Annotated in this window: 23 protein-coding genes; 5 read left to right on the top strand and 18 right to left on the bottom strand. The window is 42.6% G+C overall.

From position 1 onward, the window contains the following. Positions 1–14: 14 nt before the first annotated feature. From BQ4305_RS10850 to BQ4305_RS10820, 7 genes are all read right to left on the bottom strand, one after another. The gene (locus BQ4305_RS10850) at positions 15–887 is read right to left on the bottom strand and encodes an isochorismatase family protein (protein ID WP_110927795.1); all 873 of its coding nucleotides are present in this window, start codon (positions 885–887) and stop codon (positions 15–17) included. A 30-nt stretch (positions 888–917) separates the two neighbouring features. Continuing rightward, positions 918–2,543, bottom strand: coding sequence for a (2,3-dihydroxybenzoyl)adenylate synthase (locus BQ4305_RS10845; protein WP_110927794.1), 1,626 nt, complete (start codon positions 2,541–2,543; stop codon positions 918–920). Continuing rightward, a complete protein-coding gene (dhbC, locus tag BQ4305_RS10840; RefSeq protein WP_324611576.1) occupies positions 2,537–3,736 on the bottom strand; it encodes an isochorismate synthase DhbC in 1,200 nt (399 codons plus the stop codon). The genes BQ4305_RS10845 and dhbC overlap by 7 nt, the downstream gene beginning before the upstream one ends. 31 nt (positions 3,737–3,767) lie before the next feature. Then, the gene (locus BQ4305_RS10835) at positions 3,768–4,556 is read right to left on the bottom strand and encodes a 2,3-dihydro-2,3-dihydroxybenzoate dehydrogenase (protein ID WP_110927792.1); all 789 of its coding nucleotides are present in this window, start codon (positions 4,554–4,556) and stop codon (positions 3,768–3,770) included. Positions 4,557–4,995: 439 nt separating this feature from the next. Next, positions 4,996–5,322 (bottom strand): hypothetical protein, encoded by a 327-nt coding sequence (locus BQ4305_RS10830; RefSeq protein ID WP_199880647.1) that lies wholly within the window; start codon positions 5,320–5,322, stop codon positions 4,996–4,998. Positions 5,323–5,418: 96 nt separating this feature from the next. After that, entirely contained in the window at positions 5,419–6,393 is a 975-nt protein-coding gene (locus BQ4305_RS10825; RefSeq protein ID WP_110928015.1) for a S66 peptidase family protein, read from the bottom strand. Positions 6,394–6,552: 159 nt separating this feature from the next. Then, positions 6,553–6,705: a YjcZ family sporulation protein gene (locus BQ4305_RS10820; RefSeq protein WP_110927790.1), complete on the bottom strand. Its 153-nt coding sequence runs from the start codon at positions 6,703–6,705 to the stop codon at positions 6,553–6,555. Between the two features lie 224 nt (positions 6,706–6,929). On the opposite strand from BQ4305_RS10820, the gene BQ4305_RS10815 reads away from it, so the two are divergent. Then, positions 6,930–8,024 carry an SGNH/GDSL hydrolase family protein gene (locus tag BQ4305_RS10815; RefSeq protein WP_110927789.1) on the top strand — a complete coding sequence of 365 codons (1,095 nt, stop codon included), beginning with the start codon at positions 6,930–6,932 and terminating at the stop codon, positions 8,022–8,024. A gap of 12 nt (positions 8,025–8,036) precedes the next feature. Here the strand turns inward: BQ4305_RS10815 and BQ4305_RS10810 are convergent, their stop codons facing one another. The 3 genes from BQ4305_RS10810 to msrA all read right to left on the bottom strand — a co-directional run bounded on the left by BQ4305_RS10810 (position 8,037) and on the right by msrA (position 9,343). Next, positions 8,037–8,309: a hypothetical protein gene (locus tag BQ4305_RS10810; protein ID WP_110927788.1), complete on the bottom strand. Its 273-nt coding sequence runs from the start codon at positions 8,307–8,309 to the stop codon at positions 8,037–8,039. 71 nt (positions 8,310–8,380) lie between these two features. After that, on the bottom strand, positions 8,381–8,806 hold the full coding sequence (gene msrB, locus BQ4305_RS10805) for a peptide-methionine (R)-S-oxide reductase MsrB (RefSeq protein WP_110927787.1): 426 nt from the start codon (positions 8,804–8,806) through the stop codon (positions 8,381–8,383). A gap of 3 nt (positions 8,807–8,809) precedes the next feature. Continuing rightward, positions 8,810–9,343, bottom strand: a complete 534-nt coding sequence (gene msrA, locus BQ4305_RS10800; protein WP_110927786.1) for a peptide-methionine (S)-S-oxide reductase MsrA — start codon at positions 9,341–9,343, stop codon at positions 8,810–8,812. Positions 9,344–9,655: 312 nt separating this feature from the next. Between msrA and BQ4305_RS10795 the strand changes: the two genes are divergently transcribed. From BQ4305_RS10795 to tnpC, 4 genes are all read left to right on the top strand, one after another. Then, the gene (locus BQ4305_RS10795; protein WP_110927785.1) at positions 9,656–10,222 is read left to right on the top strand and encodes a DUF4397 domain-containing protein; all 567 of its coding nucleotides are present in this window, start codon (positions 9,656–9,658) and stop codon (positions 10,220–10,222) included. A 132-nt stretch (positions 10,223–10,354) separates the two neighbouring features. Next, a complete protein-coding gene (tnpA, locus tag BQ4305_RS10790; protein ID WP_061794402.1) occupies positions 10,355–10,672 on the top strand; it encodes an IS66 family insertion sequence element accessory protein TnpA in 318 nt (105 codons plus the stop codon). Next, positions 10,669–11,025: an IS66 family insertion sequence element accessory protein TnpB gene (gene tnpB, locus BQ4305_RS10785; protein ID WP_061794403.1), complete on the top strand. Its 357-nt coding sequence runs from the start codon at positions 10,669–10,671 to the stop codon at positions 11,023–11,025. The genes tnpA and tnpB overlap by 4 nt, the downstream gene beginning before the upstream one ends. 53 nt (positions 11,026–11,078) lie before the next feature. Continuing rightward, positions 11,079–12,641 carry an IS66 family transposase gene (gene tnpC / locus BQ4305_RS10780; protein ID WP_110927720.1) on the top strand — a complete coding sequence of 521 codons (1,563 nt, stop codon included), beginning with the start codon at positions 11,079–11,081 and terminating at the stop codon, positions 12,639–12,641. A gap of 91 nt (positions 12,642–12,732) precedes the next feature. Here tnpC and BQ4305_RS10775 read toward each other — a convergent pair whose 3' ends face one another. The 8 genes from BQ4305_RS10775 to tatA all read right to left on the bottom strand — a co-directional run bounded on the left by BQ4305_RS10775 (position 12,733) and on the right by tatA (position 18,299). After that, positions 12,733–13,344 carry a protein kinase domain-containing protein gene (locus BQ4305_RS10775; RefSeq protein ID WP_110927784.1) on the bottom strand — a complete coding sequence of 204 codons (612 nt, stop codon included), beginning with the start codon at positions 13,342–13,344 and terminating at the stop codon, positions 12,733–12,735. A 160-nt stretch (positions 13,345–13,504) separates the two neighbouring features. Then, entirely contained in the window at positions 13,505–14,089 is a 585-nt protein-coding gene (locus tag BQ4305_RS10770) for a YpmS family protein (protein ID WP_110927783.1), read from the bottom strand. Beyond that, positions 14,086–14,934 (bottom strand): SGNH/GDSL hydrolase family protein, encoded by an 849-nt coding sequence (locus BQ4305_RS10765; protein WP_110927782.1) that lies wholly within the window; start codon positions 14,932–14,934, stop codon positions 14,086–14,088. The genes BQ4305_RS10770 and BQ4305_RS10765 overlap by 4 nt, the downstream gene beginning before the upstream one ends. Before the next feature lie 221 nt (positions 14,935–15,155). Beyond that, positions 15,156–15,746: an SCO family protein gene (locus BQ4305_RS10760; RefSeq protein WP_110927781.1), complete on the bottom strand. Its 591-nt coding sequence runs from the start codon at positions 15,744–15,746 to the stop codon at positions 15,156–15,158. A 109-nt stretch (positions 15,747–15,855) separates the two neighbouring features. Further along, positions 15,856–16,698 (bottom strand): DegV family protein, encoded by an 843-nt coding sequence (locus BQ4305_RS10755; protein WP_110927780.1) that lies wholly within the window; start codon positions 16,696–16,698, stop codon positions 15,856–15,858. A 157-nt stretch (positions 16,699–16,855) separates the two neighbouring features. After that, positions 16,856–17,104 carry a DUF2535 family protein gene (locus BQ4305_RS10750; RefSeq protein WP_110928014.1) on the bottom strand — a complete coding sequence of 83 codons (249 nt, stop codon included), beginning with the start codon at positions 17,102–17,104 and terminating at the stop codon, positions 16,856–16,858. Between the two features lie 109 nt (positions 17,105–17,213). Continuing rightward, positions 17,214–17,963 carry a twin-arginine translocase subunit TatC gene (tatC, locus tag BQ4305_RS10745; protein WP_110927779.1) on the bottom strand — a complete coding sequence of 250 codons (750 nt, stop codon included), beginning with the start codon at positions 17,961–17,963 and terminating at the stop codon, positions 17,214–17,216. Positions 17,964–18,104: 141 nt separating this feature from the next. Continuing rightward, entirely contained in the window at positions 18,105–18,299 is a 195-nt protein-coding gene (gene tatA / locus BQ4305_RS10740) for a twin-arginine translocase TatA/TatE family subunit (protein ID WP_110927778.1), read from the bottom strand. Between the last annotated feature and the right edge of the window lie 218 nt (positions 18,300–18,517).

Raw genomic sequence — 18,517 nt, 5'->3', positions numbered from 1 at the left:
AATCCCTCCTTTCTTTAACCGGAATACACTTCTTCGGATTGTTCTTCTAACAGTTCTCTCCAGCTGTTCCAGGTCGGCTCTTCCGCGAGTTTCATGAAGGTCACATTTTTGCCTATGGAACGCCACTCTTCTGCTAATGTCATTAAACGTATGGAATCCATTCCCCGGTCTACTAAGTTCTCATCATCTGAAAATTCTTCCGGATTGATTTCCAATAATTCAGCGACCTGTTTTCTGAAAGTTTGAGTGGAAGACTCTCCCTGAATGGCATATATCAGTCCTTCTGCCGAAATGGCACTGGCACAGCGCTCTGCGGCATACTCAAGGGCTTTCACATGATGCTCATAAGAGAAATCTGCAACGGCATCACCGACAATAAATGGCTGAATATCATACATAAATGCTTCACAGGCAGTCACCAAACAGCCAATATGGGCATAAACTCCGCAGATGATCAGCTGGTCCCTTCCCTGCTGCTGCATGATGTCCAGCAGGTTAGATTTCTTAAACGCGCTGTATCTCCATTTTGTCAGTACTGTATCAGCCCTTTTCGGAGATAATTCATCCACAATTTTCGTAAGCGCTTCATCATCAGCAAGCCCCGGTCCCCAAAAATCCGTCAGCAACGCCCGGTCTTCCTGCTTCTGAGAACCTGGCTGAGCCGTATAAATCACCGGGATTCCCTTCTTTTCACATTCTTCTTTTATCTTCTGAATATTGCTGATTAAATCAGCTGCCGGAGATGTCTCCCTGTTGAATACCTTTAAAAAATACTCCTGCATATCGTGAATAAGCAGTACGGATCTTTTAGGATCGGGCTTCCAGGAAACCTTGTTTTGCGGAAGTTCTTGCGGCATTGAATATGTTGGAATAGATGGAATAGACATTTTGAAAACACGCTCCTCTTTTTTGATATTTTATAGACTGACTTTATTGCTGCCATTAAGCTTTTCTGCGATCATTTTTCTCAGTTCTTTCTTGCTTACTTTTCCAAGCGCCGTATATGGAAATGATTGAACAAATTCAATACGGTCCGGTATTTTGAAGGAAGCGATCCCCCTGTTTCGCAGAAATTGTTTTAATTCCGAAACTGATACTTCTTCTGTTCTGGCGATTATATAGGCACAGGACCTTTCGCCCAAAAAGGCATCCGGCATCGCTACGACTGCTGCATCATGGACAGCTTCACAGGCAAGTAAATGATTTTCCACTTCTTCAGCCGCTATCTTTTCTCCGCCCCTGTTAATTTGGTCTTTATCCCGGCCCTCCACAACAAGATTTCCTTCCTCTGTAAGCCGGACCATGTCACCGGTTCGGTAAAAACCGTCTTTCGTAAAGGCTTTAAGATTGTGCTCCGGCGCTTTATAATAGCCTTGAATGGTATAAGGGCCTTTTGTCAGAAGATGGCCGACTGTCCCGACAGGCACTTCAAGGTCTTCGTCATCGACAATGATCACTTCATCAAATGGCGACATCGGCCTTCCTTGAGTTTCAATGATCACTTCTTCCGGATCATCAAGTCTTGTGTAATTTACCAGTCCTTCAGCCATGCCAAATACTTGCTGAAGCGTACATCCAAACGCCGGTCTTACCTTTCTTGCAGCTTCCGCACTGAATTTGGAACCGCCAACCTGAAGAACCTGAAGACTTGAAAAATCATGCCGCCGGCTTTTCACGGCTTCCAGCCAAATCAGTGCCAGCGGAGGGACAAGCGAAGTAATCGTTACCCTCTTGCTTTCGATAAGAGGAAACGTCTCGTCAGGGCTTCCATTTTGGGCAAGAATCACTTCTCCCCCCGCATACAGCACGCCAAAAACGCCGGGAGAACTCATCGGAAAATTGTGGGCAACAGGCAAAGCTGCCAGATAAACGGTCTCTTCACCCAGCCGGCAAACTTCCGTACTTCTTCTTAAGCTGTAAATGTATTCATCATGCGTCCTCGGAATCAGCTTCGGAAGGCCTGTACTTCCTCCTGACAGCTGAAAAAAGGCTAAGTCACCAGGGGAGATCTCAGGCAATGGCTCCCGATTGCTATAGCACTCTGCAAGAGAGATGAATTCTTCGCTTTCCCCGGCAACAATGACATGCTGTAAACCAGTTCCTGCGGCCATTACCTCTCTGGCAAGAGTCCGGTAATCATAGGCATCATAGTGATCCGATATGATATATGCTTTCGCTTCCGTAAATTCACAGAAATAAGTGATTTCAGATTTCCTGTGAAGCGGCAGGGAAAACACCGGCAAAGCTCCCAGTCGAAATAAGGCAAAGCATACTTCGAAAAATTCCGTAATATTTGGAAGCTGGACAACGACTCTGTCATTTCTTTCAATTCCGAGTTTTCTGAACCCTGAGGCCAGTCTGTCGGCATTAGCATTCAGCTCTTTATAAGTGAGAGTTTTGACAGAATCCTTCACAGCAATTTTATCCTGAAGCTTCTTGGCACGTTCGGCCAAAAATCCGCCAAATGTTTCTCCTCTCCAGCAGCCTGTATCTCTGTAAAAACCCGCTAAATCAGCAGGCCATGGTGTACAGCCAGTCAACATGTTTTTTCCTCCCTTTCTTCAGAAGAACCCAGACCCAATGCCTGGAGCATCGTTTGGAATTTTGCTCCGGTCTCTTTCCTTTCTTCTTCTGGTTGGGAATCTCCGACGATTCCGGCACCGGCAAACAAACGCAGGGTATTCCCTTCGGCCTCAGCACATCGGATCGTTACAGCCCATTCACCGTCTCCGTTTTCATCACTCCAGCCAATCATGCCGGTAAAAAAGCCGCGGTCAAAAGGCTCAATCTCTTTAATGAACCGAAACGCTTGATTAACAGGTGTACCGCACACGGCAGGAGTTGGATGGAGGGCTGCAGCCAAGTCAATCGAATGAACATCAGCGTTCAGGATTTCGCCTGTAATTTCAGTTGACAGGTGCCACATTGTTTCTGTCGCAATCACGGACGGATTATCTGGCACATGCAAAGAACGGGACAGCGGCTCAAGGGCGGCTTCGACAGCTTGAACCACGACTGAGTGCTCATACAGGTCCTTTTCAGAAACAAGCAATTCCTCAGCCCTTCTGCGGTCTTCAGCCGGATCATTGCTTCTTGGCCTTGAGCCTGCCAGCGGATTGGCATGCAGAGTTGTTCCCTTTTTGGAGACAAGCAGCTCAGGACTTGCTCCAATCAATGTTTTCTGAGGCTCCCCTTCGTTTTGTATAGGAATTGCAAAGGTGTATCCTGAGGGATTTGCATCTAACAGTCTTCCCAGCAATGGCTGAATACGGACAGGCTCATCCTGATGGACAAGCAGCGTTCTGCCAAGCACCGCTTTTTTCAAAATTCCTGCTTTTATGTACTCCACACATGTCGAGACACCTTTCTCAAATACCGCCTCTCCCGGGACAGGTACAATACTGAAATGATTCGTCATAATGCCTGCCTCTTCCTCAATTTTTGGCTGTTTCGTCTCATCGAAATAAGAATGCAGCGGAACCATTAATTTTGCCGGCTTGCTGATGTCAAAAGGAATGGCGCCAGCTACAACCGGATTGGTGCTGCCTTTTTCCTTCGCTATTTCAATTAGGCGGTATACCTTTTCCTCAACTTTCATTCCTTTTTGCTCTTCTTCATTCAAGACAGCAAGCGTGCCTTCACCCAGAAGGGTTTTGCCAGGAGAAGCTAAAAACACATCTCCTTCTGTATATTGATTAAATAAATTCATGCTTTTTCCGATTTCATGAACTGCCATTTCCATCCCTCCACTTATCATATGGGTATTATTACTGTACTCCCAGTGTAGCTCCGCCATCTACGACAATATTATTCATCGTGATATGGCTTGCCTTCTCCGATGCCAGAAAAAGAACAGCTTCAGCAATTTCTTCAGGAACGGCTATCTTTCCTAGGGGAATCCCCACTTTATATACTTCCGGGGAACCTGCAATTGCAGCTTCGGCTCCTTTTCCCTCACTCCATAATTGTCGCTGCATATCGGTATCGGTCGATCCTGGGGAGACGATATTACAGCGGACATTATACTCAGCCATTTCAAGAGCCAGACATTTCGTAAACATTGTAGCTGCCGCTTTGGATGCGGCATATGCACCCATAGAAGCCCTCGGCATGCTGCCCGCATTTGAACTGACAGTAACAACCGTTCCATTCTTCCTTGCCTTCATTCTTCTGCATACGGAACGTGACATATAAAAAACTCCGTTTGTGTTGACGGAGAATGTTTTTTCCCATTCTTCATCATGAAAAGAATCTATAGAGCCAAGATGCAGCACACCCGCAACATTAATCAGGATATCAATGGGTCCAAGCTCCTTCTCTACTGCCTCCACAGTGCGTTCTACCTCTTGCGGATCTGTGACATCTAACGGAAATCCTTTGGCCCTAAGCCCTCTATTTACAAGCGATTGAGTCACCTTTTCCAATTTTTCAGGATTTTGATCCGCTGCTGCTACCGCAGCTCCTTCTGCTGCAAGGGTACGCAAAACACTTTCACCGATCCCCTGGGCAGCTCCCGTCACGAGAGCAACCTTTCCTTTAAGCAAATTCTCTGCCATTTTACTAACATCGCCTTTCCGATTGACTTTCCATTGCAAGTAATAATGAGAATGATTATCATTATCATAAATTCACTTTAGTACTCGTTTCCTTTTTCGTCAACCATGAAAATAGACTTATAAGTTCAAATACATTGAAAAATAAGTCGATTAAACAAGGCTGATAGCATATAAAAAAGCCAATTACACAGAAAAACTTTGTTGATCACTGGTTTTTGATGAGTTGAAATACTCATAAACAAAAAACAAAGAATAAAACAATAGACCCAAGTGAACATGTTAGTTGTCTGAGGAATTTTTGGAAAATGGTCATAAAAAAGCCCGCTCCTGAGAAGAGCGGGCTTTTTTATGACCGTCCATTTTTCATTACAAGATCCCCCTAAATAACACCAGAATAAAAAAAGACATCCAAACCTTTGGTTTGAATGCCTATTTTGAATTATGAATGGGCAAGTTCTTTCTCCCTGATGCTGGATAAGTATTCTTCATCTTTTAAGATGACCAGCACTTTTTTATAAAACTCTTCCTTATCTATTAAAGATGTATGTACGTATTCGTACGGTTTCAAGGATGGATGGCGAATAACATTTTTTATGCATGATAAGCATACTTTTTTTGTTCCAAGCTTATAGTAATTCATGTTGCTTGCATCCCCATTTGAAGTGTCTTGTCCGCACACATAACATTCATGAGTCACACGTCCCTTTTTGTTATGTTCAGCAAGAACGCTTTCTAATCGGATTGATGCCGGTATTGTCAATAACACATAATCACCTTTTCTAAAATAATATCTAGTTCAATTATAGCAGAAATCAAAGAAATGTGTACTCTTGGAGGATATTTCCCTTTCCAGAGGCCTGCATCATTGTTGTATAAACACGGAAGCTCTTCCATTTACAGCAGACATTTTGGCTTTTCCTCCAACAGGAATGGTGGCAAAAGGATGCACATGACCAAAGTTTGCATCCGCTATTACCGGTATCCCCGCAAGCTCTCTTTTGGAAGAAATAATTTCTGAAAGGGCAAACGGAGTCATCCCAGTTTCCTTTTGGAAACGGCCAAGTACAATTCCTTTAATCCCGGCTGCATCTTGCAGATGAAGCAAGGACTGCAAAAGCCTGTCAAAGTTAAAAGGATGGCTTTCTTCAACCTCCTCCAGGAAAAGAATGCTGTCTTTCAAAGAAGGCATGTAATCCGTTCCCTGCAGTAGATGGATGGTGCTTAAGTTGCCGGCAATGATCGTTCCCTCTCCATCTCCTTCCTGAAGGATCTGATAGCCATCATTCGGATGTAAAGTGCGGTTCTTCGATTCAAGATGCCAAGAATCCTCGCTCCATGTTTCACTCTCAGCAAGTTCAAAAACTTCATCCCTCATTACTGCCTTTTTAAAGTATTCCACGGTATATTCGTGACCGGCTTTCATGCCAAAAGTGGAGAAAAAAGGACCGGAATATGTATAAAGTCCTGTTTTTTTATAAATGGCCAGTGAGAGGGCTGTAATATCACTGTATCCCATCCAAACTTTTGGATTATCCTCAATTAATTCAAAATCAATATACCGTAAAAGCTGGTTTGAATTATAGCCTCCAACTGCCGTTAAAATTCCCTTTACCGCTTGATCCTCGAAAGCATCATGCAGATCATTTATTCTTGCTTCAATTGGATTTGAAAAAAAATCATCATGCTGAAATGCCGTTTTTCCGTATGTAACCTTAAATCCCATGTTTTTCAGTCTTTCCTCAGCCAGGCTCCTTTGATCGCCTTTTACAATGGCAAGGCTTCTAGAAGGCGCAATCACCCTTATTTCATCTCCAGCCTTTAAAACCGAAGGTCTCATCCATTCCGCCCCCAAAAAAATAATTTTATCCGTTCGTAATTGTAGCATGCGTCTTTCCTTCCAACAAGGCTCTTCCCTTAAAACACTCCCCTCCCTGCAGCTATTTCACCGCAAAAAAATCGGCCTTCAAATGAAGGCCGGATTTTAGATTACATTCGGTTAAAAGCAGAAGGAAGCGCCGATAATGATTAACAGGATAAATAATACTACGATTAAAGCAAAGCCACTGCCAAAACCGCAGCCACCATATCCTCCGCCGCCGTATCCACCGCCGTAACCATATCCACCATAGCAGGAACCATATCCGTACATTTCATTCACTCCTCTTAAATTTCAAAATTCTTCTTTACACTCATACCATATGTAAAATAGCCCGCCTTGGTATGTGCATTAGCCCAATTATTTTATTTTCCTCGTTCCTCTTTATTATAATTGAGATATAATAATGGAGAATCTGTGCGAAACAGAGTATAGGCGGGTCTCTCCCTCATCGCTGGGACCCGATATTGAAACTGCCAGGAAATTGGGGGAAAGTGATGAAAAGATTCAGACCAATATATATATGCATTATTGCTGCTGCCACTATCTTATTTGCCTTTTATTCGTTTAACGGCGGAGAAAAAACGTACAGCTCCTCTGAAAGCATTAATGTTTACCAAAAATTCAGCGAGGAGCAGCCCATTCGCTACCTGGTGATTGGAGACAGCATAGGCCGGGGATCCGGAGCAGCGGATGAAAGCGGAAAATGGTTTAATGTTTTAGAAAGAAAAATGTGGAAAAACCATAAAAGCTCCTGGAATGGCGAGTACGTTGTTCAGAGCGGCGCCACCGCTTTTGAAGGATTATATAAATTCACCAAGTTTAAAAAAGACGGTCAAAAGGACTTAGTTTTTATCGTATTCGGAGAGAATGACCGAAAGTATATGGATGTTGAAAACTTCGAAAGCATATATGAAGCTCTCCTTAGAAAAGTAAAAAAAGAATATCCGCAAGCTGAGTTATATACTTTGACTGAAAGCAGTCTGAAGTATGATAAATTTGCACGTGCCATCGCAGTGGTTTCCCAGCATTACGGGGCAGAAAATATCGATTTGCGGCCCATTTTCCAAAATTCAGGCTACACCGATAAACAGCTTACTAAGGATTTTGTCCATCCAAACAGTCTAGGATATCATTTTTATGCCGAAGCGATCTATCAGCGCTTCTTAAAAAAGGCCAGTGAACCTGCTTCAGTTGCTGCCATTCCTTCTCTGCTGCATCCAGAGGCAAATATTGAACTAAAAGCATTTTTTAATGAAACCCAAAACGAAGGCTTTCAGATCAGAGGCCGATATTTAGCATCAGCTGCTAAGAATAGTTTTTTAGAATATTCATTTACCGGAACAGCCGTTGGGGTTCAGCTGCTTCGTTTTCCTGAAGGCGGCATGATGGATGTCTACATAGACGGCCGTTTTGTCACTACTATCAGTACTTGGTGGCCTTTTGCCCGTGAAAGGTATTTATATATTGCTAACGGTCTTCCTGATCGGTCTCATAAAATCCGCTTTGTCTTATCAGACGGAAAGTCTCCTTTTAGCAAGAGCAGACAGACAAGCATCAGAATTTCGGGTATTGTGGCAGAAGATCGTTAAGTTTGTCAGCAACTAATAAAAAGACTGCTCTTCAAGACAGAGATAGCTATGCACATCCTCACCACCTAGATTACGTCTTGTTATTGGTGAAGATACATTTATAGGATAAATTTCAATTGTCTTTTTGGATTCTAATGAATCAATGATGGGCATTACAGCGGTTTTAGGTATTTTTGTCAGCATTTTAAGCCCTGCTGCCTTACTGAATAACTCAAGTAATATAGAAGCAGTATAAATTGCGTCAAAAAAACGTGTTAGAATTTTTCCAACACGTTTTTTCATCATATTCTAAGAAATTCAACTTCTGCCCCTGAGAACTCCAAATCTAAAGAGCCTGAAAACACGGCCTTTACAGGTTAAAACAGTTTCTTAAATTCACCGTAGCCTTCTTTTTCAAGGTCAGCAACCGGGATGAATCTTAGCGCTGCTGAATTGATACAGTAACGAAGGCCACTTGGTCCCGGACCGTCATTAAATACATGCCCCAGATGAGAATCGGCCGTTTTTGAGCGTACTTCGATTCTCCTCATTCCATAAGAGGTATCCAATTTTTCCAGAACCTCTTCTTCTTTAAGAGGTTTTGTAAAGCTTGGCCAGCCGCAGCCGGCATCGAATTTATCCTTGGATGTGAAGAGCGGCTCACCTGAGACAATATCGACATAGAGGCCTTCTTCCTCCAAATTCCAAAATTCATTGTGAAATGCGGGTTCTGTGCCATTATTCTGTGTCACTTCGTATTGAATAGGTGTCAATTTCTTTTTTAATTCTTTTTTATCAGCCATCGATTATCTTCCTTTCCAATGCCTTTCTTGAAAGCCTTTACGGCCTGAGCCAATTTGATAGGCATTATAGCGCAGCGGATTTTTTTTATAGTAATGCTGGTGATACTCTTCAGCAGGATAAAACGGCTTTGCAGGAAGAATTGGAGTGTATATCGGATTCGAAAAACGGCCGCTCTCCTCAAGCTCCTTTTTTGATGCTTCGGCAGCAGCTTTTTGTTCTTCAGTATGATAGAAAATTGCGGTCCTGTAAGAGCTGCCTCGATCGTAAAACTGACCGCCTTCGTCAGTCGGATCAATTTGCTGCCAAAATACCTCGACTAGTTTTTTATAAGGGTACACGTCCGGATCAAAGGTAATCTGTACAGCCTCATAGTGCCCCGTTGTCTCACTGCACACTTCTTCATAGGTTGGTTTTTCCTTCGTGCCGCCGGTATAGCCGGATATCACCGACTCTATTCCAGGCTGTTCATCGAAGGGCTTGACCATACACCAAAAACAGCCGCCCGCAAAGGTAGCTTTTTCAAGTTGTTTCGCCATGATACTCTCCTTTCGCCTTGCATATGCTTGCCGTTGCAAAAATTTTATCGTTTTTCGGGCAAGAAGTAAAATAATATGCCAATTAGCTTTTCCTCCATCCAGCCTTCGCAAGTCATAATGAAGGTGAATATCCAATAAAATAAACTAAGACTATTTTCACCATAATAGTGTCTCCAAAGCCGGCAGTTTAGTTCAGGCAGCCATTTTTTATGTGACAGATGCAAAGCATGCGGCATGGAGCTTTATCTCACCAGAATTCACATCCTTTGCAAGATTGCCGCTATTTAAATTACTTTCGGAGGGAATGCTTTAATGAAAGCAAACATCCGTTTTATTACTGCCGCGACAGGAACTGTTTCGTTTAAGGTTATTGGGGGGGCAAAACAGTATGTATTCGGACATTCAATATTATATAATAAACTGCCCCCAGGACGTTACCTGGTTGAAGTGCTATCCAATGATGATGGGCATTCACCCCTCATGTCCGCAAATATTGATGTGTCAGAAGGGAACTATTATACGTTTTGTTTAACTTCTGCGAAGGATACTTTTCAATCTTTCTTGTTCACTGACTACCCATCGGTTCCAGAAGGAGAATCGGCCATTCGATTCATCCACTTGGCAGAACCGCATGCGCTTTATGATATTGCCATTACAGAGGGAGATGTCGTCTTCGCATCATTATCCTACAGTGAAGCCAGTCACTATTTACCTGTCTATCCAATGAAAGTTCAAATGGAGATTCGGATTTCAGGAAGAAAAGAAGTGATTCTCCCGCTGCCTAATACTCTCTTCCATGAAAATAAACCGTCCACAATTTATTTAGTGAAACCGCACAATAGGAACCAAACGATCAAATCTCTGACTCTTCATCCGTAAATGATACGAAAAAGGTAATAAAGAAGGCCCCCTCTACAGATAATTGTAAGCGTAAAACTGTGCCCACCTACAACCTTAAAAACAACCATGAGATAATCTCCTTAAGTTTACAAGCTTGAAGGAGGTTTTTTTATGAACCCAACGCTCGAACAACAATGGAAGGAGCGTTTTGAAGATTTCGCTTCTAGCGGATTATCGAAAAGAGCTTTTTGTCGAAACAAAGACCTACCCTACCACCAGTTCTGCTATTGGATGAAAAAATTCCAAAACTCCACGCCGGTTACACCTTCACCTGTTCAGTGGATGACATTGGACGTCACCCCGGCTGAGACTTGGTCGTCTTCCCCGACACCAATCCGACTTCGGGCCGGCGGTGTCACGATCGAAGTCAACGAAGGCTTTAGCGAGGCGCTGTTGCGTCAAGTCTTGAAGGCATTGACAGGAAAATGATTGACGAAGTAACAATCGATAAGGTGTACCTGGCACAAGGGCCCACCGATCTGCGAAAATCGATTGATGGATTGGCTGCCATTGTACAGGAAACCTTTGAACTCAATCCATTCAGCCACTGCTTGTTTGTTTTCTGCAATCGCTCACGCGATAAATTGAAAATCCTGCAATGGGACCACAATGGTTTCTGGCTTCATTATCGGCGCCTTGAGAGAGGAACCTTCCAGTGGCCGTCTGGAAACAATGCCATCCCGATGGCCGTTACGAGAAAACAATTACGCTGGCTGCTGGATGGATTGTCCCTCTCTCAAAAGCAGGCACACCCCGCCGTGCAATCGCAAAGGATTGTGTGATATTTTCAATCGGAAAGAAGGAGTTTGTGCATATTTGTCGAATATTGCTTAGTATGAAAACGAACGTACAAACTCCACCAGCTGAACCAACAATTGAGTCGCTTCAGGCACAGGTGGAAGAGCTGACGGCTAAAATCAAGTGGTATGAAGAACAATTCCGCCTTAGCCAACAAAAACGATTCGGCTCTTCCAGCGAAAAGACGGATGACGACCAATTAGCGCTTCTGTTGTTTAACGAAGCCGAACAACTAGCCGATCCAACTGTATCGGAGCCCATACACGAAACAATCACGTATCGCCGTAAGAAAAAGCGAGGTCAGCGTGAAACATCCCTAAGCAGCCTGCCGACGGAAACAATCGAGTATCGATTGGCCGATGCGGACCAGGCTTGTTCGTGTTGCGGTCACGGACTACACGAAATGAGCGTCGAGGTCCGGAAGGAACTGGCCATAGAACCGGCAAAGGTGAAAGTGATCGAGCATAAACGCTTCGTCTACGCCTGCCGCCACTGTGAGCAACATGGCACAGAAACGCCAATCGTCACGGCACCCATGCTTCCTTCGGTCTTCCCGAAAAGTCTGGCTTCCCCGTCGATCATGGCGCATATCATCACACAAAAATATGTGGAAGGTCTGCCTTTGTACCGGCAGGAAAAGTACTTCCAACGTCTCGGCGTGAACCTGTCACGCCAAACGATGGCGAACTGGGTTTTGTATGGTGCGGAAAAGTGGCTTTCCATATTGTATGATCGCATGCATCAGGAATTGGTCAAACAGCCCATTGCCCATGCCGACGAAACCACACTTCAAGTCTTGCGCGAACCAGGCCGCGATGCGACAGCCAAATCCTATGTTTGGCTATATCGGACAGGGACCGACGGTCCCCCGATTGTCCTGTACGACTATCAGCCTTCACGCAAAGGTGAGCACGCCAAACACTTTTTGGAAACCTTCAGTGGTTATCTTCAAGTGGATGGCTATTCGGGTTACCTGAAAGTCCCGGATGTAATCTTGGTTGGCTGTTGGGCACACGCCCGTCGCAAATTCGACGAGGCATTAAAAGCGGCGCCACCTTCAGCAAAAGGGAAACAGACTGCCTCTGCCGAAGGCTTGCAGTTCTGTAACCAGCTGTATGCCATTGAACGGGCAATCAAAAAAGAATCCTCCGAAAAACGGTACGAGGTACGGCTTGAAAAAAGCAAGCCGGTCCTGGACCTCTTTTTGGCATGGCTTCAAACGAAACAGCCTCAAGTGGCACCAAAATCGAAATTGGGCGAAGCAATCACTTATGGTCTCAACCAGTGGGAATTATTAGAGGCTTTCTTACAAGATGGCCGATTGGAGATCGACAATAACCGGAGTGAGCGAGCTATCAAGCCGTTTGTAATCGGCAGGAAAAACTGGCTCTTTTCAAATACACCACGAGGCGCACGAGGGAGTGCGATCGTGTACAGCATAGTGGAGACAGCGAAGGAAAACGGGCTAAATCCCTACGAATACCTTCTCTACCTATTTCAGCAGCTTCCCACTGTGGATGTGAACAATGACGAAGTCATCCAAAAGATGCTTCCATGGTCGGTTTCACTGCCCGATCAATGCAGGGTACCGGTGAAGTAAATCAATCTTATCAGCATCCTCATCTTATCAAAAGGTGGGGATTATTTTACGCTTACAGATAATTCATCTGTGGGGGCCATCTTTATTATGCTCAGAAAGCAAACGAAAAAATCCGTTTTTTATAAAGAGCTGCTATTGCATTCAAAACAAATACAGGCAGTTTTTTAGGAAAGAAAGCGCGTAAATACAAGGTACGATACGCCTTTTTCAAATCACTCCATTGCCGGCAGGCTTTCTTTTGCCTGAACCTCGCAACATCGATTAATTTAATTTGACCATTTCGCGTAAGAAGGATATTCCGAAGGTGAATATCAGATGGGTTCAACCCCCTCTTTGAAGCGCTAGACAAAGCTTTGTCGATTTCTTTAATATGTTTCTCTTCGATAAATACTCCTTCAGCCACACAGTCAAATAAGGTTTGTCCCTCAATATAATCCATAACAATATAATATACCCCTGTTTCATATATGGAAGGATAGAAAGAGATTTGTCTTAATGACCGATAAATTTCGGCTTCTTCCTTTGCCAAATGATGAAATGAAGGGAAAAATATTTTAATGGCCAGCTTTGTATTTTTGATCCTGAACACAAAAGCACTCCTGCCTGTTCCAATTAACTCAAGAGAAGTGCTGTCATAAGAAACCAATTGATTTTTCCGGTCAGAAATCACAACTGATTCCGCTATTTGCTGATAACTTTTCACTTTGATCTCCTACCTCCTATATAAAAAGGCGTTATAACCCAGCTTTGGTCTAACGCCCTTCCAGCATCCGCCCCGTCTTCAGTTGGACAGGGTCCAAAGCAATAATGGATGGTGTAAAAAGTACCCGGACTGCCTTTTAGAATAAATGTGAGGACCCTGATTATGGCTGCCAGGATGGCACAGTAAGCAGAAACGAAATATCATCGTTCTTTAAGTCAAAATTATTAGCCTTCACCCGGACATCACTTTTCAGCTCCATATTTTGCAGGGAGACATAAATGCTTTGATCATTCGGTCGAATGGTTACCCATTCCGGCATTTTGTACCGTTTATTAATGAAATTCATTACGTAAGAAACCGGCAATTCCATCTGTCCGACAGAAATTGATTTTTGTTTCAGCAAAATGTCCCCGTTCTTCTGAGCAAATGGTTCAAAGGTCAGTTTCATCTCTAATTGCCGATTGAAGAAAGGGATTTCACCGTATAACTCCACTTCATCCGCCAAGTAAACTTCATAGTGTACGCCGCCGGTCAGTCCCTCTTTATCTAAATATTGATTAATCAGCCTGTTCAAATCCTCCCGGTTAGTATGGACTTGAAACTGTATATCTTCTTCTTTACTTATGCTTTTGGGAATTTCTTTGTCTTTCACCGGCAAATTAATTAATAGAACGAGGGTCGCGATAACTATTAAATTTAATGCCAAAAGAGAGAAAAACAGGGTTTTCCACCTTACTCCAGTCATTCGTTTCGGTCATCCCTCTCTGCAGTTGCTTCTAAGATCTCATCACCGAGATGGTTGATCTCCATATTGTTATATATTCTTCTGGCGATCAATTCATACCCCCGGTCATTCGGGTGAAAATAATCTTCCGTATATAGTAAGTCTTCATTAGAATTTTTGAATATATCTTCGATTTCAATAAAGTACGCCCGATCATAGTCAGAGATGATCTGCTTTCCTGCTTTATTCCAGTCACCCATGATCATATCGAGTTCCCGTACATCCGCAAACCACTTTGAAAAAGGGTTATAAACACCGATTAAGTAAATTTGTGTGTTTTCGTTAATAGACCTGATTTTATCGAGTATCTGTCTCAATCTTTGTTCATACCCTATCCTGGCGCTTTCAAATTGTTCCAATTTAAGATTAGAAAAATTCTGTTTGAGAACCTTCATAATATCATTTCCGCCAATCGTAACAACTACTGAGTCCGCCTTTTTAATCTCACTTTGGATTTCCGGGCTTTCCAGTCTGGCAAGAAGCTGATCAGTACGGTTCCCTTTCACCCCAAAATTCGTGATATTAACAGAAGTGATTGTAGGTTCCTTTTCAAGATCTTTTTTTAAATAAGGGATATATCCGCCAGTATCTGTACTATCCCCAACTCCCTGTGTCAGAGAATCTCCTATGGATACAATTTGAATGGGGTCCGGAAAAAAGGTCGCAGGAACATCTTGTTTCTCTTCAAGGCTTAGATTTCTCCCAGTTTGGTCTGTTCCGCCTGATATCATTTCACCATTAGAACATCCTGCTGAGCCAATCACACATATAAAACAAAGGAAAAGACAGGTGATTTTATTATTCATCGTACACCACCCTTATCAATTCATTATAACATGGATAAGAAGAAATGGATGGCAAACCATCTCGGCAACTTCTTCCTTACTTTATTATCGTATGAAATAGGGGATAAAAACAGCTTTTCCACAAAAATAATTTCCTTAAAATTAGAATGTACCTGAATAGATAATTCATTCCCGCTGCCCCTGATGCCTCAAACATAAAAAAACAGACCGGTAACGGCCTGTCAGTAATTTTCTAATATTTTGATGTGCTTGACGATCTCCTGCAGCGGAAAGTCACTTAGTCCTGAATAAGTCTGAATGATCTTCCCTTCCTGGTCCACCAAATAAATATCTGTACCATGGATCACCTGATCTTCCTTTTCAGGCTTTTGAACAATGGTTTTAAAATTATTCATGGCGAAGGACTCAATCGTTTGCTGATCATATCCCGTTAAGAAATGCCAATTAGACAGATCAGCCTTAAACTGACCTGCAAAGGCTTTCAAAACTTCTGGACGGTCCACTTCCGGATCTACTGAAAACGAGACGAACTCCACGTTCTCCATTCCCTCTTCCTTCAAAGCCATTTGTAATTTGGACATGTTGGACGTCATTGGCAGACACACATCCTCACAGTTCGTGAAAATGAAATCGGCCACCCAAATTTTCCCCTTTAAATCGCTTTTGGAAAAAGTTTGTCCCTCTTGGTCCTCAAATGAAAAGTTCTCAACATCCCAGTTTTTTGCTCCGGGAACTTCATTTGGCCCGCAAGCCCCTAATAGGCTGAGCGCTGCCAATAAAAAAACAATCTTTAATAGCCCAAAATCCCGCATGGTCTCCCGCCCTTATGAGTTTGATACCTCCATTTTAACAGACGGCTCAACGGCAGGAAAACAAAGAATTCTCATAATTCTAACTTTTATTATGCTAACAGTGATTTTATTAATTCCAATAATACATTAAGGCGATTGCACCTTCACCTGTATGGGTGCTTACAACTGGAGTCGTGCCCTCTATTTTAATATCTCTAATTCCTGTCTTCTCTGAAATGAACTGGCGGACTTTTTCTGCCAGGCTATATCCATTCGCATGAACGATCCCCATACCTCCTACTTTCTTTCCATCCAGGTCCTCATCACTTTTTTTCCTTATAAATTTCAAGATTTGTGATTCACTTCTGGCCTTTAATTCCAGGTGCAGCACTCCTCCTTTCAAAATAGCGATCGGTTTAAGCTTAAGAATAGAACCAATCAGACCTGACAACTTGCCAATCCGCCCTCCTTTTCTCAAATTTTCTAGATTATCAATCACAATAATCAGCCTTGTGTTTTCTCTTATGTTTTCCAGCCTTGCCAGAATGTCTTCTTTTGAGCTGCCCGCCCTGGCCATTTTAGCAGCCTCTATTACCTGAAAGGACATCGCCTTCGAAATAAATTGAGAGTCAAAGACCGTAACTTCCGTTTTGGACATGTCAGCTGCGCATTCTGCTGATCGAACGGTTCCGCTCATTCCTCCCGTCATGTGAATCGAAATGACTTCGCTGCCATCCTTCCCGATCTCATCATATATCTCCGCCAGGGTTCCGGCTGAAGGCTGAGAACTTTTCGGAAGCTCTGCTGAATGTTTCATTTTATTGAGAAATTCTTCTTGATCTATTTCTATTTTATCTAAATACGTTTCTCCATCAATGGCAATGGACAGAGGAACCATTTTAATATCATAAAAATCAAGTTCCTCTTTCGTCATATCCACTGTAGAGTCTGTAACAATTTTGATTTTACCCATGCTGACACATCCTTCATCAAAATAACTAGTAAATCGGAGTCTTCAAAAATCTGAGAACATTTGAAAGAATAGAGGGTAAAAAAATGCCCGTCCGGTTCTGTTTAATGAACCCTTCTAAGTAAGGATTCTTCAACTTACCGAGCGGACAATCTCAATTTTAAGCATTATTCAGAAATTCCTGTTCAAACAGCTCATAGTATACAGGCCATTTAAGAACAGCCGCCAAATAATGTTTAAATGAATATACCCTCTTATAATCTTTCATTTCGAAAATCTGATCGATGTAACAGTTTAGCCTTGCCTGCACCATGAAATAGTGAGGATTGCCAGGTAATAAATAAGGAATTTCCACAATTTCGACCTTCTGTCCAATCTTATTTTTGAACTCCAGGCGTTTAAAAAGCAAAATATCAATCCTCATTTTCAACCGATTTATTCTATTATACACGAAATCCCTTTCAAGAAAGAAGGGTTCATGTAAAATCCATGAATTTATATAAAAATCCGCCAAGCAATCATGCCTCTTCACTTGCCAGTATCTCTTCCAACTGTGCCTCCCGCTTCATTTTCCTCTTATACACAATCTTCGATAAGGTAAGACTTACTTCATATAGGAGCAATAAAGGGACAATCACTAAAAAATCGGAAATGAAATCCGGCGGCGTAATGCAAACAGCAATGACAATCAGAACGAAATAAGCATATCTCCGCATTTTCCGCAGGACGTATGGATTAAGTAACCCCAGTGACGTCAAAAACATAGCAATGACCGGCAGTTCAAACAGTACGGCAAAAGGCAGGGTCATATTTAACAAAAATGAAAAATATTTTTCAGCTGTAAAGCTTGCTTCAAACATCCCTTCTCCAAGATTGATCAAAAACTGAAGCATGGTAGGAAAAATAACAAAATAGCCAAAAGAAAGTCCCCCAATGAACAGAAGGAAAAGGGCTGGTATATAAGCCAGAGCAGCCTTGACTTCATGCGGAAGCAATGCCGGCCTGACAAAAAGCCATATTTGCAGGGCGATGACCGGTATGGCGCCAGCGAGGGCAATGACACCTGACAGCATGAAATAAATCCACAAGATGTCACTCGGACCTAAAACAATCAGTTTCGTATCCAGATCTTTGACAAACCAGTTATATATATCTTCTACAAAAATAAAGCTGATGATAAAAAAGACAATGAATGCTACTGCAGAAATAATCAGCCTTTTCCTTAATTCCTCAAGATGATCAATTACATTTAGTTCTTTTTCCTGCAAGTAAAACCACGCCCTTACTGTTTTTTGTTTCACTTAAAAAGGTGTAAGACTCTATCATCTTACACCCTTTATCCATCGTTCTATCAGTCACGCCCGCAAGATGCAGACGTTCAATCATGTATGTAAGTCCTGATGCTTTCCTTACTTAATCTCTTTCTTCAGCTCTTTCTTTTTCTCTTCATCAAATTCATCATGAGTCAGCTCTTGCGTTGACTTTTTAAACTCACGGAGCGTCTGGCCAAAAGCACGGCCGATTTCAGGAAGTTTCTTAGGGCCAAACACAATTAATGCCACAAGCAAAATTAGAATTAATCCAGGTATGCCAATGTTTGACATGGGAACATCCCCTTTTTAGGTCAGTTTTTTAATTTCTTCCTTGATTACTGACATTATAATACTTTTTTTCAATGATGACAAAGCCAAAGATAACGGTCCTTCCTTCTAATCAATGAAGAACGTGTTTGCTAGTTATGAAGCTTGATATTGTTGCCTTTATTAAGAATAAAATAGGCAGACGCTCTCGAAAAGTTCTTCTCTCGAGACCGTCTGCCGGA

This window comes from Bacillus massiliglaciei, from assembly GCF_900098925.1.
Lineage (GTDB): Bacteria > Bacillota > Bacilli > Bacillales > DSM-1321 > Peribacillus > Peribacillus massiliglaciei.
The sequence above is the reverse complement of the archived record's forward strand: the minus strand, read 5'-3'. Positions and strand labels throughout refer to the sequence as shown.